This window comes from Streptomyces sp. NWU339 (assembly GCF_003143855.1).
GTDB lineage: Bacteria > Actinomycetota > Actinomycetes > Streptomycetales > Streptomycetaceae > Streptomyces.
In genome coordinates this window covers 1-14,070 of sequence record NZ_QFRK01000009.1, presented here as the reverse complement: position 1 = coordinate 14,070, position 14,070 = coordinate 1, and the positions used below count along the sequence as shown (strand labels likewise).

Annotated in this window: 13 protein-coding genes and 3 pseudogenes; 4 read left to right on the top strand and 12 right to left on the bottom strand. The window is 70.5% G+C overall.

Features of this window, described 5'->3' with window-relative positions:
* Window positions 1-196 precede the first annotated feature (196 nt).
* The 3 genes and pseudogenes from DIZ27_RS12675 to DIZ27_RS12665 all read right to left on the bottom strand — a co-directional run.
* Window positions 197-814 (bottom strand): annotated as a pseudogene (locus DIZ27_RS12675) (N-acetylmuramoyl-L-alanine amidase); the annotation flags it as partial.
* Between the two features lie 160 nt (window positions 815-974).
* A complete protein-coding gene (locus DIZ27_RS12670) occupies window positions 975-1,178 on the bottom strand; it encodes a hypothetical protein (protein WP_109378478.1) in 204 nt (67 codons plus the stop codon).
* 5 nt (window positions 1,179-1,183) lie between these two features.
* Window positions 1,184-2,035 carry a BTAD domain-containing putative transcriptional regulator gene (locus tag DIZ27_RS12665; RefSeq protein ID WP_258308343.1) on the bottom strand — a complete coding sequence of 284 codons (852 nt, stop codon included), beginning with the start codon at window positions 2,033-2,035 and terminating at the stop codon, window positions 1,184-1,186.
* Between the two features lie 875 nt (window positions 2,036-2,910).
* Here DIZ27_RS12665 and DIZ27_RS12660 point away from each other — a divergent pair.
* Entirely contained in the window at window positions 2,911-4,341 is a 1,431-nt protein-coding gene (locus DIZ27_RS12660; protein WP_258308342.1) for a hypothetical protein, read from the top strand.
* A gap of 4 nt (window positions 4,342-4,345) precedes the next feature.
* On the opposite strand, the gene DIZ27_RS12655 is transcribed toward DIZ27_RS12660, so the two are convergent.
* Together DIZ27_RS12655 and DIZ27_RS47000 are read right to left on the bottom strand one after the other, a co-directional pair.
* On the bottom strand, window positions 4,346-4,558 hold the full coding sequence (locus DIZ27_RS12655) for a hypothetical protein (RefSeq protein WP_109378477.1): 213 nt from the start codon (window positions 4,556-4,558) through the stop codon (window positions 4,346-4,348).
* A gap of 127 nt (window positions 4,559-4,685) precedes the next feature.
* Window positions 4,686-4,976, bottom strand: a pseudogene (locus DIZ27_RS47000) (transposase family protein); the annotation flags it as partial.
* A gap of 172 nt (window positions 4,977-5,148) precedes the next feature.
* Between DIZ27_RS47000 and DIZ27_RS12650 the strand changes: the two are divergent.
* Window positions 5,149-6,390, top strand: coding sequence for an IS256 family transposase (locus tag DIZ27_RS12650; RefSeq protein WP_109378404.1), 1,242 nt, complete (start codon window positions 5,149-5,151; stop codon window positions 6,388-6,390).
* Between the two features lie 646 nt (window positions 6,391-7,036).
* Here DIZ27_RS12650 and DIZ27_RS12645 read toward each other — a convergent pair.
* The 3 genes from DIZ27_RS12645 to DIZ27_RS48725 all read right to left on the bottom strand — a co-directional run bounded on the left by DIZ27_RS12645 (window position 7,037) and on the right by DIZ27_RS48725 (window position 8,788).
* Window positions 7,037-7,243, bottom strand: a complete 207-nt coding sequence (locus DIZ27_RS12645; RefSeq protein WP_109378476.1) for a cold-shock protein — start codon at window positions 7,241-7,243, stop codon at window positions 7,037-7,039.
* A gap of 440 nt (window positions 7,244-7,683) precedes the next feature.
* Entirely contained in the window at window positions 7,684-7,998 is a 315-nt protein-coding gene (locus tag DIZ27_RS12640; protein WP_109378475.1) for a hypothetical protein, read from the bottom strand.
* Between the two features lie 127 nt (window positions 7,999-8,125).
* The gene (locus DIZ27_RS48725; protein ID WP_375231968.1) at window positions 8,126-8,788 is read right to left on the bottom strand and encodes a S8 family serine peptidase; all 663 of its coding nucleotides are present in this window, start codon (window positions 8,786-8,788) and stop codon (window positions 8,126-8,128) included.
* On the opposite strand from DIZ27_RS48725, the gene DIZ27_RS45670 reads away from it, so the two are divergent.
* Window positions 8,750-9,019, top strand: a complete 270-nt coding sequence (locus DIZ27_RS45670; RefSeq protein ID WP_181383520.1) for a hypothetical protein — start codon at window positions 8,750-8,752, stop codon at window positions 9,017-9,019. The two genes, DIZ27_RS48725 and DIZ27_RS45670, sit on opposite strands and share 39 nt — an antisense overlap.
* A 430-nt stretch (window positions 9,020-9,449) precedes the next feature.
* On the opposite strand, the gene DIZ27_RS12630 is transcribed toward DIZ27_RS45670, so the two are convergent.
* On the bottom strand, window positions 9,450-10,505 hold the full coding sequence (locus DIZ27_RS12630) for a hypothetical protein (RefSeq protein WP_109378473.1): 1,056 nt from the start codon (window positions 10,503-10,505) through the stop codon (window positions 9,450-9,452).
* 1,090 nt (window positions 10,506-11,595) lie between these two features.
* Here DIZ27_RS12630 and DIZ27_RS12625 point away from each other — a divergent pair.
* Window positions 11,596-12,123 carry a DUF6328 family protein gene (locus tag DIZ27_RS12625; RefSeq protein WP_109378472.1) on the top strand — a complete coding sequence of 176 codons (528 nt, stop codon included), beginning with the start codon at window positions 11,596-11,598 and terminating at the stop codon, window positions 12,121-12,123.
* Window positions 12,124-12,227: 104 nt separating this feature from the next.
* On the opposite strand, the pseudogene DIZ27_RS12620 reads toward DIZ27_RS12625, so the two are convergent.
* The 3 genes and pseudogenes from DIZ27_RS12620 to DIZ27_RS12610 form a co-directional block, all read right to left on the bottom strand.
* Window positions 12,228-12,407 (bottom strand): annotated as a pseudogene (locus tag DIZ27_RS12620) (XRE family transcriptional regulator); the annotation flags it as partial.
* A 337-nt stretch (window positions 12,408-12,744) separates the two neighbouring features.
* Window positions 12,745-13,314, bottom strand: a complete 570-nt coding sequence (locus tag DIZ27_RS12615; protein WP_109378471.1) for a hypothetical protein — start codon at window positions 13,312-13,314, stop codon at window positions 12,745-12,747.
* 138 nt (window positions 13,315-13,452) lie between these two features.
* Window positions 13,453-14,070, bottom strand: a 618-nt coding sequence (locus DIZ27_RS12610; RefSeq protein WP_258308341.1) for a transposase, incomplete at its 5' end; no start/stop codon positions are given.

Sequence of the window (14,070 nt, the reverse complement as noted above, 5' to 3'; positions counted from 1 at the left end):
GTGAGCGAGGACTTTCGCCCAGGCGTCCTGGCCGACCTGCTCGACCTGCCTGGTGCACTCGATGCCGAGCTCCTGGGCAGCCTCCACTGCCCGACGCTCCCGCTCAGCCGCTGTGAGCTCGCGGGTAACGGGTTCCCCCTGCAGAACTGCCGCTGCGGAACACCAGGGGGGTGCCGTCGGAGCAGTCGAAACCCTATGGAGAAACAGAGGTTCCTGCCAGGGCGGCGCTCAGGCGGTCCTTGATCCGGCGGCGCATCGAGGCCATGGTGAAGCCCTTGGGGTCGATCTTGCCGGGCTGCCACTCCAGATGGCCGATCACGCTGCACTCGGTCCAGCCGTGAGCCCGGCAGACGGCAGCAGCCGCCTTCTCGATCGCCTCCAGTTGCGCCTCGGGCCAGAGGTCGATGCCGTCGCCGAGGTTGATCGCCTCGAAGCCGTAGAAGTGCCGGTTGCCGTCGGTGTTGGCCTCGTTGTCGGGCGGCAGGGCGGCCTCGTCGATCACCGCGCGCAGGACGTCGTCGTCACCGAGCCCCGCGTGGTTGGCCCGGCCGTTGCCCACCAGGTGCACGGTGCCGTCCTTGGCGACGACGCCGTGGCACAGCGGGCCGGGCAGGGCGGAGTGGCCGTCGTAGCACAGCTGGACGCTGCTCATGGTTCCGGAGGTGACCGTGTGATGGATCATCACACCATGCACGGGACCCCAGGGACCCTTGTGGTTGCGGTTGTGGGTGCGCCACGAACGGTGCTCGACGACGGTGAGCCCTTCGGCACGCAGCGCATCGAGGAACTGGTCTGCTGACAGTGGGGTAGCCATGACTCTCCTCGTTGGGATACGACTGCACGAGAGGTCCCTCGACGGACAGCCTTCCGTCAGAAGGCCCCCGAGGAGTCCCGGACCGGTTCTGTCGGCCCGGTGGAATGCCAGTGTTCCGGCCGGTGCGTCACCGCCGCGTGACGGCCGTGTGGCCCCGCCCTCACCCTCCGTCGGGGTCGGTGAGCACCTCCTCCAGCCACTCCTGAACCACCCGACACACGGCATTGACCCGGGTGAGCGTCATGCTGCGCTCGACACCGGAGGCGACGTCATCGGTCAGGCGGATGTGGGCCCGCAGAGGTTGGGCGGAACCCTCTTCGACCCAGACCCGGATGATCATCACGCCGGTGCCCGATGCTGCCATGCCCCTCACCGTCCGGGACGGCCGTCACCGCGGCGTGACGGGGCAAGGCCCGCGAGCAGCCGGTGCAGCCGCTCGGTCGGTTCCAGCCCCAGTTCGTCGTGCAGGCGCCGGGCGTAGCGGGCGAAGGCGTGCAGGGCTTCGGAGGGGTTGCCCTCCGCCAAGTGGGCCCGGACCAGGCACACCTGGCCGGTCTCGCGCAGCGGGTCAGCGTGCACGGCCGTCTGCGCCGCGGTGACGGCCTCGGCGTACCGCTGTGCCGTGATCAGCCGCCCGGCCAGCGTCTCCAGGGCGTGCAGTCGCAGCTGCCGCCAGCCCTCCGCCTCCAGCAGCGCCCAGTCGTCGTACCACCCGGGCAGCAGGTCGGCGGAGAGGGCGTCGACCGCGTCCGGGACGGAATCGGGGAGCCGGGCAGCCTCGGCGGGGTCGAGGACGCGGTGGGCGGTCAGGCGGGCGTGGTGGAGGTCGACGGTGGTGCCGCGGGCCAGGCGCACCTCGGCCGGGCCGATCTCCAAGGCCCGGCGACCGGCGTGGTGCAGGCGCGCGAGAGCGGAACGGAGGTTGGCGTACGCGCGGTCCTCGGGGGCTTCCGGCCACAGGGTTCCCGCGATCAGGGGACGGGGCACTGCGGCCCGGCAGCGCAGGGCGACGAACGCCAGCACCCGCTCCGACCCCCCGGGAACGGCCGTCGGTTCCCCGCCCACCCACAGGCCGAAGCCTCCCAGGACACCGATGCGCATCCCGACCCCGCCCCGTCCGGAGACCGCCGAAGCGGGAACGGAGGTGGTCGGGACCGGGACGGCCTCCCGCGGCGCCCGCCGACCGACCGCGCCGTGACCACCCCGATGTCCGTTCTCCATGCCCCCTGCCCATCCCTGCAGAGACGCAAATCCGGTCACAGGTGCCCCGTGTGCCCTCACCCACCATGCTCCGCCCCTCACCACGTGCTGTCGAGCCGCTTCCACGTCCGGGACGGTGTTGAGCCGCTCAGAGCCGGCGAGGCGCTCGCAGAGCGTTTCCAGGACCTCGACCTGAGGGCACGACCGCACCGGTTCCGCAGGCGCGGGCGGCGGTTGTCCGACGTGGAAAACGAGCACTGTGCCGCCGGGGCGGACTCCACGGTGCTCATCATTGCGCACCTTGATTCCACCGCCTCCCACAGCGGATTCGTCGACGAGAACGGCGACCCGTGCTCTTGCATCCCGCCGTGCCCCCGGCACCGGGCGCCGGTGACGCCGACGGAACCGCTACCGCGGCGGACGAGCACATCGCCGACCTCTTCCAGATCGACTGGATCGCGGGCCGCCAGCGGGGCAGCACGCCCACCGTCGAGGGACGCCGGTTCCTCGGTGCCGGGTCCAGCCGTGGGCACGTCCGACGCGTTGGGCGTTCTCGTCGCGGACGCCGTCCCTGTCATCGACCCCGCGGTGACGGTTCAGCGGTTCACGGGCCCGTCCGATCTGACGACAGGGCGCGCACGTGCAGGCCATACCCGGCGCCGACACCCTGGAGCACCTCGCCGAGGAGCACGGCAATGGGAGCCCTTGCGTCCCCACAGGCGACGAGAAGGCCCGCCCGAACGCCGCTCACCGGATGATGCCCGGACAAACCCGCCACCCATCGCGTTCGAATTGACACCAGGAGTCACTAGATGCGTACTGGGTGTAAGGGGGCCTTTGGCTGGAAGCCCCCTTGGTGCACTTCACCACCTTCTCTCTCCCTTCATGGAGCCGCGATGACGGTGCAACAGCAGCAGGCGATGGACCAGACAGTCCTGGTGTACGAGGACGATCCCGGATCTCCTCCGGGAGCCGTGCCGGTACGGCATCCCGTGCCGCAGCTCGAGACGCAGCCCTTTCCGACGGCCATCGCGCAGCCCGCGCCTCAGCCGGACAGCGCCGGGCCGGGCACGGCGGCATTCCGCTACTGGGTGGCGGCCGATGCGCTCAGCAGCGCCAGTCGGATGTGGGGCCCACTGGTTCCTTCGGGAACGCAGTGGGTCCCGTCGGTCGGACGGGTGCTCACCGCGCACCTCGACGAGGGAGTCGACCTCAACGCCTTCTACACCCGCAGGTCCCTGGAGTTTTTCCATCAGACTGTGGCAGGTGTGGAGGTCTTCTCGGCCCAGAGCCCCGAGATCGTCCGGCACGAGTTGGGCCATGCGGTCCTCGACGCCCTGCGTCCTCAGCTGTTCCATGCGGCGATGCACGAGGGGGACGGTCTGCACGAGGCGTTCGGTGACATCAGCGCCCTGCTGACCGCACTCCAGATGGAGTCGCTGCGGATCACCGTCCTGACCGAGACGCAGGGCAACCTGGAGCTGTCTTCACGGGTGTCGCGGATGGCCGAACAATTGGGCTGGGCGATCCGCCAGCTCAAACCGGACCGGGTCGATCCGGACTGCCTGCGCAACATGTCGAACACCTTTTTCTACCGCGACCCGGTGGGGTTGCCGCCACTCGGGCCCGCGAACACGCTGACCAGCGAGCCGCACTCGTTCTCCCGGGTGTTCAGCGGCGCGTTCCTGAAGATCGTGGCCGGGATCTTCAGGCAGCAGGCCGCTCAGGACCAGGCCGGTCTGGCGAAGGCGGCGGAGATCGCGGGCCGGCTTCTCGTGGACGCCGTCGTGGCCGCGCCCGTGGTGTCGGCCTATTACGCGCAGGTCGCGGGGCACATGATCGCCGCCGACCAGCGTCGGTTCGGCGGTGTTCACGGCCAGTCCCTGCGCTCGGCGTTCATTAGGCACGGAATCCTCTCCCTGGAGGCCGCCACGTCCATCACCGCGGCGGAGGTGGCGCGCCGGGGCGCCGGAATCGCCGAGGCGACGCCGGGCGGCAGTGACGATCAGGGCCTGACGACCGTCACGATCCAGGGAATGGCGTATGGCGTCAAGGGGCCGCTCACCCTCAGTGCCCCAGGGGAGGTGAGGCGGTTCGGCATCGCCGGCTCCGCCCCGGCCGGGGGCTCGCTGCGGCCCACCGACCCTGAGCAGGTCGCCACGTCGTACTTGGAAGACCTCCTGCGACGCGGTCGGGTCGCCGTACCCGAGGAGCACCGCTCCGACACGGCGGTCGTCGACGACAACCCCTCCCGGCTCAAGACCCACGAGATCACCCGCAGCGAGACCACCGAAGGCCTCACTCTGGTCCGGCGCTGCTTCGACTGAGAGGTCAGCTGGAAAAGCGCAGGCGGCGGACGGTGAGCCGTCCGTCGTCCTCGCGCTTGACGACGTGCGTCGTGCTGGACGTCGGCTCCTCGCCCTCGAACACCGCCTGGCCCCGTGCGAACAGGTCGCTGATGTACTTCTCGGCTGCCCGGCGCTCGGCGTCGTCGCCCCGCCCGCCCCCGCCCGAGTCCGGATGCCTTTCTTTGCCTGTGCTCATAGGGTGAATTTTATGCCGTCGGTACTCGCAGTTGCGATCTGACGGTGAGGTATCAGCGAGGTGGCGTCGATGACGGCGTTCCAGTCCGGGGGTGGATCCGAGCGTTTGGATTGCTCACGGTGGTGCAGGACTTCAACTGTGCCATTCCGCGTTCGACGGGTGCCTGGGCCAGGGCTTGGGCGATGGTGTGCTGGATGGGAGTGAGTTCGCCGCCGGGCGTTCGGGACTGGTGGTCCCCCAGGGGCGGCGCCCTGCCAGGCGCGGTCGGCGAGCGCGGGAACCCCCTGGTTTCGCAGGTCCGGATCATCCGGTGGGTCCGTGCTGCGGTCAGGCCGTGACACCGGCTTGGCAGAGCGGGCGAGATCCACAGCACCTGGCCGGTCGGGTCTGTGACGAGGCGTGTGTTCATGCCGTGGCGTCAATGCCGCGGCGGGGAGCTCCTCGGGATGGCGTCCCGCGACGTGGTGTAGGCGATCAACGTTGGGGCGTACGCCGGGGCGTGCGGTCACCTGGATTTCGCTCCCTGCCCGACAGGTGGGCCACCATGCAACTCTCCCTGGTAAACGGCCAGTTCAACCAGGAGGTGCAGGGTGGCCCTGTCCCAGCATGACTTACTCCGGCTGCTGGAGTCACTGCGTTCGGCAGACGGGCTCGAACTCGTCCGTTCCGTGGCCGAGCGGATGCTGCAGGAGCTGATCGAGGCCGAAGCGACGGCGAGGATCGGCGCGGAGTGGAACGAACACACCGAGACACGTACCGCGTTGCGCAACGGGCACCGCGACAAGACGCTGACCACGCAGGCCGGCGACCTGGACCTTGCGATCCCCAAGCTGCGCTCGGGCAGCTTCTTCCCGAGCCTGCTGGAGCGGCGCCGCCGCATCGACCAGGCCCTGTTCGCCGTCATCATGGAGGCCTACGTCCACGGCGTGTCCACCCGCTCGGTCGACGACCTGGTCAAGGCACTGGGCGCGGACAACGGGATCTCCAAGAGCGAGGTCTCGCGGATCTGCGCGGGCCTGGACACGCAGCTGACCGCGTTCCGTACCCGGCCCCTGGACCACATCCGCTTCCCCTACGTCTATCTCGATGCGACCTACTGCAAGGCGCGGGTCGCGCATCAGATCGTCTCGCGGGCCGTGGTGATCGCCACCGGCATCACCGAGGACGGCGGTCGGGAGGTGCTGGGAGTGATGGTCGGCGACAGCGAGACCGAAGTGTTCTGGACCCAGTTCCTCCGTCACCTGCGCGAACGCGGCCTGAACGGGGTCCGGCTTGTCATCGGCGACCACCACTCGGGGCTGGTCAAGGCGATCCGCAAGGTCATGATCGGGGCTGCCTACCAGCGCTGCCGAGTTCATTTCCTGCGCAATGTCTTCGGCGTGATCCCCAAGGACGCCGCGGAAATGGTCGCCGCGACGATCCGCACCATCTTCGCCCAGCCCACCGCCGACGCGGTCCGCACCCAGCTCGACACCGTCGCCGACATGCTCGGCAAGCAGTTCCCCAAGGTCAAGGCAATGCTGCTGGAAGCGAAGGACGACCTGACCGCCTTCGCGGCGTTCCCCGAGCGACATTGGAAGAAGATCCAGTCCACCAACCCGCTGGAGCGGATCAACCGCGAGGTCAAGCGCCGCACCGACGTCGTCCAGGTCTTCCCCAACGACGCCGCGCTCCTGCGGCTGGTCACCGCCGTGCTCTTCGAACTGCACGACGAATGGATCGCCTTCCCCCGCCGCTACCTGCCCGAGGGAAGCATGGACCAGCTCTACCCCGCCGAGCGCCCCGAAAGCGCCCCCGCGCTACCCAACACCACCAACACGACCGCCGGATGATCGGCTACACCACGAGAAGGGGCACGATCTCGTTCGTCGTGCTGGGGTCTCGGTGCGGTGGCTGCGTGGATCTGCGGCCTCGGTTCCCGGGCCGTCGTGGGCGGCGTGGGATGGGGAGGGGGCGTCAGGCTGTTCGCGGTGGGGCATGCGGGACCTCGAAGAGGTGTCGCCAGCAGCACACCGCCCTCCGTCCCACAGGAAAAGCAGGAACTGCAGCGCTCCGCAGAGGGTGTAACTGGGCGTTTCCTTCGCCGTCGTCTCGCTCTCGTCGCCCACGCGGCGAGGACATCCCAGAGGTGGCCGACTGGAGCTGGCCCGCTTGATGCAGCGGGTGTGTCAACTTAACGGCCCTGTCTCACATTCGGGGGTGGCAGAGCGTCACCTTTGATGTGCCTGGTCCGAGCTCCGAGGAGAGCGGTCGCAGACGCGCCGTCGAGCGGGACGAGCACAGTGTCGACGGTCGCGTCACCCGTGCTGGCCTGGGAGTGTYACTACCRGCCACGGCAACTACTTACCGTCACCATCGCATGTGAGACAGGGCCGTTGATTAGCCACTCCCCTCACAGGGGACATGACCTCCGGCAAAGCCAGGCCGGTCAGAACGGGATCCTCGTAGGCCCGCCTGATTGCGGAGTGCGTCAGYCGGCTACGGCTCGACGACGACGTTCTCCGCCTGAGGGCCCTTCGGMCCCTGGGTGACGTCGTAGGAGACACGGTCGTCTTCGTGCAGTTCCTTGAATCCGGTGCTCTGGATGGCGGAGAAGTGGACGAACACGTCCGGACCGCCGCCGTCCTGCTGGATGAAGCCGAAGCCCTTGTCCGGGTTGAACCACTTCACCTTGCCAGTCGCCATGCTGCTCTCCTCCAATGGGTTCCGGGTACGTGGGAGCGCTTTCGGTAGCGCCCTGAACAGCATTCGCAGCACACAGTATGCATTCAGCAACGCTGTGCGACGTCAAGATCGAGTCGTCATTGCCCCCGGGTCGCCTTCAAGCAGGGTGCTGCACCATGGCGATCACGCAGCAAGCAGCGCCCGGAAGGCGAAGAAGGCGCCGCAGTCGGCCACGACTCCCCCAGGCCGCCGCCGGGTGACGCGCTTCAAACCCTCGCGGACCACGGCCCGCCCGCAACCACCAGCGCCTCCACTCCTGCGCGCACGCAGCGGCCAGACGACGAGGGACGAGAACGCGGCCGGAGGAGAAACCCGCTGGCGCGTTCTCCTCCGGCCGCACGGAAGGGGCATCATCCGTCGATGTCCGTGACGGTTATCGCCGTGCAGGGGCGGGACCGCCCTTACGCGCCCTCGGACGACTCCTCGCCCTCGGCCGCCGGTGCCTCTGCCTCCTCCGTCTCCGGTTCGGCCGCCGGCTCCTCACCTTCGGACGGGGTCGCTTCGGCTTCCGCGGTCTCGCCGGCCGCGGGCGCCTCTGCCTCCTCCGTCTCCGGTTCGGCCGCCGGCTCCTCACCTTCGGACGGGGTCGCTTCGGCTTCCGCGGTCTCGCCGGCCGCGGGCGCCTCTGCCTCCTCCGTCTCCGGTTCGGCCGCCGGCTCCTCACCTTCCGTCGGGGTCACCGCGGGTTCCTGGGGCGCCTGTTCGGTGTCGTTCATGTGTTCACCTCCTTTTTGCGGTGCGCAGTTGGGGAGTGCTGGCGTGGGCCGCCTGGAGTCACCGAGATCAGGCAACATGCATTTTTGCGCTTTACAGCTTTTGTCCTATTCCTTGAGGGTGTGGATGTCAACGGGCCCCGGGGTGAGAGGTCCAGGCTCGAACACGAGGCGATGGCGGCGTACCGCGTGGCTCCCTGTTCGCGTCGGTTGAACTCGGCCGCCGGCGAGACCCCTTGGCTGGTGGGAACGGGTCAGCGCGGCGGACTCTTGCGCAATGTGGGGGCTCGCTGAATTCCGCAAGTGCCGGCGCCTCGGTGTGGGCGTTCGTCCGCCGCCCTGTCGGCGGCCGTGGCACGCGGTTCTGATCCACTCCTGGTGGCCCCGCAGGGGGAGTCTCGCTTGYCCCCGCGTGGAGCYGGTCAGAGGCCGGTGTCTTGCCCTGCGGTGCGCAGGGTCGGCGRTGTCGRTGTCRTGGGTGGTGCGGTAGGCCAGGGTGCGCAGCAGGTCGCTGACGCGGCCGCCGGGGTGGAAGCTTGCRGGCGGGCAGTTCGGCCTCCGGGGCGGCGCCGACGATGCCGGCGGGGTTGTCGGCGGCGGCGRTGACTCCGGTGCACCAGGTGCCGTGGCCGGTGGTGTCGGCGTTCCAAGTGCGCTCGGAGCCGGKGGTGAAGTCGTATCCGGTGCTGACGGCGGACTTGAGGTCCGGGTGGCTGATGTCGACGCCCGAGTCGAACAGCGCGATCTTGGTGCCGTGGCCGCGGTAGGTCGGCGGGAGCCGGTTCAGGCGCATGCTCTGCTGGCCCCAGCCGGTCATCAGCCGGTCGGGGGAGCCCTCGAAGGTCTCCGACAGTGGCCGCATGGCGTCGTCACCGCCACCGGGCAGCTGCTGAACGCCCTGGCAGACGTGGAGAACACCGCGCGCCTGGAGGCCGCCCTGGAGACGTTCGGCCAGGCCGTCAACGCGGCCACCGCGCCGCGGCTGTCCTGGTGGGCGCGTCGGCGTGCTGTCCCGGCAGGGTGACTGCCGCTCCAGGCTGCCGATGTGCTGACGGTGCGGGCCCGCGTGTCGGCGTACGGAGTCTGATGTCGTGATCCGTACGGACTGATATGTAGGTCTTCTTCGGAGTGTCGAGGCGGACACGGGCCGGTTGCGATCTCTCACCTTCGTGTCAGTACGCCACCTGCGCGTAGACCGCCCGGTGACCGTACCGGCACCCCTGATCTCTCCTCTCCTGACAGGGGCMACGCCCGCGGCAAGGCCGATTCCCCGTTCGCTGCCCAGCGCGTCCGGACACCATCACGGGAACCCGCCACCGACACGCCATCCACCGACACCGAACCGAGAGATCGCACTCCAGGGCTGGTCATGAGTTCCTCCGGGCGCCGGGAGCGCGAGCGCGCCGCGCTGTCCTGCCCTCACCCGTCTACCGGCAGACGCCCGCCCGTSGGCGTCAGGGGGTGGTGCGTGCTTCGGCGGCAAAGATGACCTYCTGGCGCTGCCGGTGGCGCCGTTCGTACTCCTGGACCTGGCGGGCGATGCCGGCGGGGACGTTCCGCAACCGGGCGGTGAGCTTGTCCGGGGCCATGGTGTCGTAGCCGGGCCAGGGTTCGCTGCCGCGCAGCTGCTCGATGGCGTCCAGGACTCCGGGCCGSTTGGCGTGGGTGCGTTCGTATCCCTCGATGACCGTCAGGTCCGACTGGGAGAGTGTGCGCAGTTGCTGCTGGATTTCGTCGACGCCGAGYTGGCTGAAGCGGGGGATCGGCAATTCCTCCTCCCGGGTCACCGCACCCTGGACTCCTTCGGCCATCCGGGTCGGCTCGGGCATCTCGCGCACCGCGCCCGCGGCGGCATCCCGGGCCCGCCGGCCGCCGCTCTGGGCGACGTCGTGCACCCGGTGGGCGGCGGTCCGCAGCGTGCGGGCGGCCGCGTCGGCCCAGTTGCCGCCGTTCTCCTGGACGAAGCCGTTGGCCGCGGCCGCCACGGCCCGGGCGTTCTGGGTGATGCTGTCCTCCAGTTGTTCGAGCAGTTCCTCGTCCTGGCGGCGCAGTGCGGCGAGCAGGYCGGCGGTGGSCTGGTCGTGGGCCTCTTCGGCGATGCTCTGCCCGGCCCGGCAGGCCGCCAGCGCCCGGGCGGTGACCGCGTACTCGTCCTGGGCGTTTTTCAGCAGCCGCCGCTCGTCGGTGGGCCGCCGGCCGCGCAGCATGTCCGTCACGAGCGTGGACCCGATGGTCAGCGGCAGCAGGACGGTGCGCACGGCGCCGTGCGAGAGGAACCGCGCGATATCGACGCGGTCSCCGACCAGCCCGCTGSGGGGCCGCAGCTCGCGCGCGTGGTGCTCGATGCGCCGGAGGCYGTCCTGGACGTGGTCCGCCTGGCGCTCGAGCAGCTGCCGGTACGGGCCGGGCGGCGTGATGGTCGCATCCGCCCGCAATCGGTCGRCGAGCGCCGCATGCGCCTGGCGGGTGTCCTCCAGCGCCGGTACGAGCGCGTCCGTCATCACTGCCATGGGGTGCTCCCTGGGGGTGGGGGTCAGGCGGCCGGCCCATGCCCGCCGCGCCTCGRRAATCGGCTGCCTGCCGGGCAGTGCCGAGGCCGGGCAGCCAGGGACCATCCTGGGGCACCCCCGGCAAGACTGCCCGGCGGCCGGTTCGCGTCCGGCACGGCCCAGGCCGGCCGGGACGCTTCCCGCGTGCCGCCTGCCCCCCCGGTGGGGYCCACGGCAGCAGGCGGGGAAGACCTTCCGGGGCGGTTCGGCCCCGCGGCCCCGGGTGGGCGCCGCGGTGAGGGCAGCGTGGGCCGAACGGGTGAGGGCGGCGGTGGCGCTGTGTCGAAAATCCTGATCACGCGTTGGTCCGGGCGTGAACCCTCGTGTCGATGACGCGGTGCCCCATCCGGCACCGCTCGGGCTGACCGGCGCCCGGCCCGATCGCGCCGGCCTGGGCACCGGCGTCCGGCGGGACGGCGGGGGCCGGGCCGTGMTGGTCATCGGCTCAGCGGTGCTCGTTGCCRCTGCTGGGGTGCTTGCCGTTGCGGACCGGCTCGCTTGAGAGACTCCGAACCGGGTGGCCGGGGTCAGCCGGACGGCCCGGACTCGACCGCGGCGGCAGCCTGGAGGGATGCGGGTGTGTGCCTGCGTGACCGGCCGGCCGGGGCGAGCGCCTCCCTCCGCTCRCAGACAGCGGTGATGCTGTCGCACGCCCCCGGCCCTGTCGGTGAAGCCGGTGCCACCGGGCCGGACAGCCAGTCGTCACCCGGCCCGCAGCCCTGATCAGAACCTGGGCAAGCCCGGGTGGCAACCAGGGCGTGTTGTCGGCCGACGATGCCGCCACCGGAGCTGCCCTCGCTGTGCGGCGGTTCACTCGTTGGGGTCGGCGGTGCGAACCCGCTGCACGGTGACCTCTCACAAGGGCCGTCCACGTCAAGGTGGAAGCGGTGAGTGCGGGACACGGCACACCTGCCAGGTTCCCGAGGACGGCKCGTGTCTCCGGCATGAGCGGCGCCTCACGGCAGCGCGGGCTCGTAACGCCGAAAAMAGTTCACTCTTCGCAAGTRGGGGAAAATATCTCMTGCGGGGACTCCGGCGAGGGAGTGTTCCCATGGTGAGGAAGTCCACCGAAGGCCGCKGGGAGACCGCYCCTGGTCTTCCCGTCCAGCGGCGGGGGCGCGACGAGACGGCCGAAGAGCGTGCGGACCGGATGTGGGCCGATCTGCTGCAAGAGCTACGGGTGGCTCAGACCGGTGTGCAAATCCTCTTCGGTTTCCTGCTCATCACCGTCTTCCAGCCCGCCTTCACCGGCCTCGGCGGCACCGACCGGGCCCTCTACGTCGCCGCGGTCACCCTGGGGGCGGCCAGTGCCGGGGCTCTCATCGGCCCGGCCTCCCTGCACCGGATCGTCGTCGGCCGCCGCATCAAGCCCCAGACCGTAAGGCTCGCCTCCCGCATGGCCAAGGCCGGCCTRATGCTGCTCGCGGTGACCACCGTCCTGACCCTGCTCCTGKTGCTGCGGGTGGCTCTCGASGACACGCTCGCCGCCTGGCTGACCGCCGCCATCGGCGTCTGGCTGATCGCCATATGGTTCGTMCTTCCCGCCTGGGCCGGGCACCACTACACCAGCCGCCGGTAGTCCTGGCCGTCCGCCCYGGGYGCCGGCCCCGGCGGTRATCCGCAGCCCCCACAGCCCAATGCACAGCTGCGCAGCCTCCCACGGTCTGCTGGCGCAGCCCGGCTCTACAGGTCGAACTCCAGGTGCTCCCCATCGGTGAACTCCACTTCCAGGCCGTGGGCGCGGCGGCCGCCGTCGCGGAAGCAGACCTCGCCCAGGCCTTCGGCGGCGATGTCGCGTAGCTGCTGCTCACTGGCGCCGACGTCGTGGGCGTCGAAGAGGCGGGCCGCGTGCTGCGGGGGCACTTCAGGCGGGCCCCGACCCCCACAACCACGTCCTGACTGACCGTCGACCCGTATCCGTCCCGCCCGGCAAGCACCCGGGCCGCAGGGCGGCCTGTCAGGGCCGGTAACACTTCCCGAGAACTGGGAAGGTCCGCATGGTGCGGCAGGCCCCGAGCGCCCCCTCTCGGRGCGGGTTCCGGCGCACCTCGGCGGTGAACGGGCTGCTGCAGACGTGCTGCCGGACGGGCCCGGCGGCGCGGAGATCATCACCGTCGCCGACAGGGCGAGCACCCTTCACCCACTCCGCATGTGCGGCCGCCTCACCCGAGGGAGGCGGCCTGCCGGCGTTTCACGATCTTCACGGGAGGAACGGGGTGGCGGAGCGGGCCCGCCTCCACATGCCGTGCAGCTGTTCCTTGGGACGCTGCTGCTCCCCGTGCAGGGCGTTGAGGATCACCAGGCATCCGGTCAGGGCCGGCACCGCCCACTGTGCGTAGGCCAGTTGCCGCCGGGCCTTGGTGGTGTCGATGGGATGCCGCTCTGCCTTCTCGGCGTCCTGCGGGTCGGGGGAGGAGGCCAGCTCGATCTTCTTGCCCAGGGTGCGGGCGTAGGCGGTGGCGGCCAGGGCCGCGGCGGTGATGACGGTCTTGGCCGTGGTGGAGGCGGCCACGCCCTGCTGCGTGGCGACCCGGTGGGCGTTTGCGGCGAGCAGCCCGCCGCCGCCGAACAGGTGCGCGCCGAGGGCGGCGGCGTTGACCGGCGTCCACTTCGCCCAGCCCGACGAGGCGATGCGTGCACCGGTCTCGTCGGTTCCGCCTATGTCCTTGGCCGCGCCGTTGAGGCCGACCGCGCCCATGAGTGAGCCGCCGAACCAGGCTGCCAGGCCCAGATCGTGCAGGCTGCGGATCCAGGTGTGGTGTCCGGACACGAGTGTGCTCCTTCGAAAGGGGGGTGAGCCGATGGGGACATCGAGTACTCCTCCACCCTCACCGGGCCCTGTTCTCGCCGCCATCACTGCTGACCCGGGCGGGTGCTCCTATGGGGCTCGTAAAGTCATCGCTGCGGCTCAAGCCGTGTATCGGTACTCGTTGATGGCCCCGCCGACGACGCGGGTGCGCAGCAGCCCACGGGGCACGCGATCGTGCCATACCGCCGGCTGTTCTTGGGCTTCGGGTGGTCGGCGGTCTCGTGAGCGGTGTGGCCGATGCGTGGTGCAGTGCTCCCGGTACTTGGTGAGGACCTGGTGGGCGGGGGCTTCGTTCACGCTCAGGATGTGGTCGAGGACCTCGCGCCGGATCGGGCCGCTCACCCGCTCGCAGTGGGCGTTCCTGCGCGGCGCCGGTGGCGCGCTGAGCAGCAGGTCCCTGGCCTCGGCCGCGAAGACGGCGTCGCAGGAGTCGGCGTCCTGGTGGTCGCGGTCGCGGAGAACCAGGCGGAGCGACCCGACGCGCACGCCGGGGCCGGCGGTCGGATGGCGGGCCTGCCGGGTCGCCCACCGCGCGGTGGGGCGGGCGGTGATGCTGGTGATCGTGTCGACGGGGAAGAAGTCCACCGCGAGGATCCCCTCGGCCCGAGTGGTGAGGAATGCGCGCCGGCTCGGGCCGGTGCGGCGCGAGGCCGCGGCCCGGCCGCGTGCGGGATTGCCCGGACCGGGGACGGTGCGCTCGGCTGCCCCGGCCGGGCC

Coding starts and splice junctions, on each gene's coding strand:
- DIZ27_RS12670 (WP_109378478.1), bottom strand. CDS start 1,178: ATGGCAGCATCGGGCACCGGCGTGATGATCATCCGGGTCTGGGTCGAA.
- DIZ27_RS12665 (WP_258308343.1), bottom strand. CDS start 2,035: ATGGAGAACGGACATCGGGGTGGTCACGGCGCGGTCGGTCGGCGGGCG.
- DIZ27_RS12660 (WP_258308342.1), top strand. CDS start 2,911: ATGACGGTGCAACAGCAGCAGGCGATGGACCAGACAGTCCTGGTGTAC.
- DIZ27_RS12655 (WP_109378477.1), bottom strand. CDS start 4,558: ATGAGCACAGGCAAAGAAAGGCATCCGGACTCGGGCGGGGGCGGGCGG.
- DIZ27_RS12640 (WP_109378475.1), bottom strand. CDS start 7,998: ATGAACGACACCGAACAGGCGCCCCAGGAACCCGCGGTGACCCCGACG.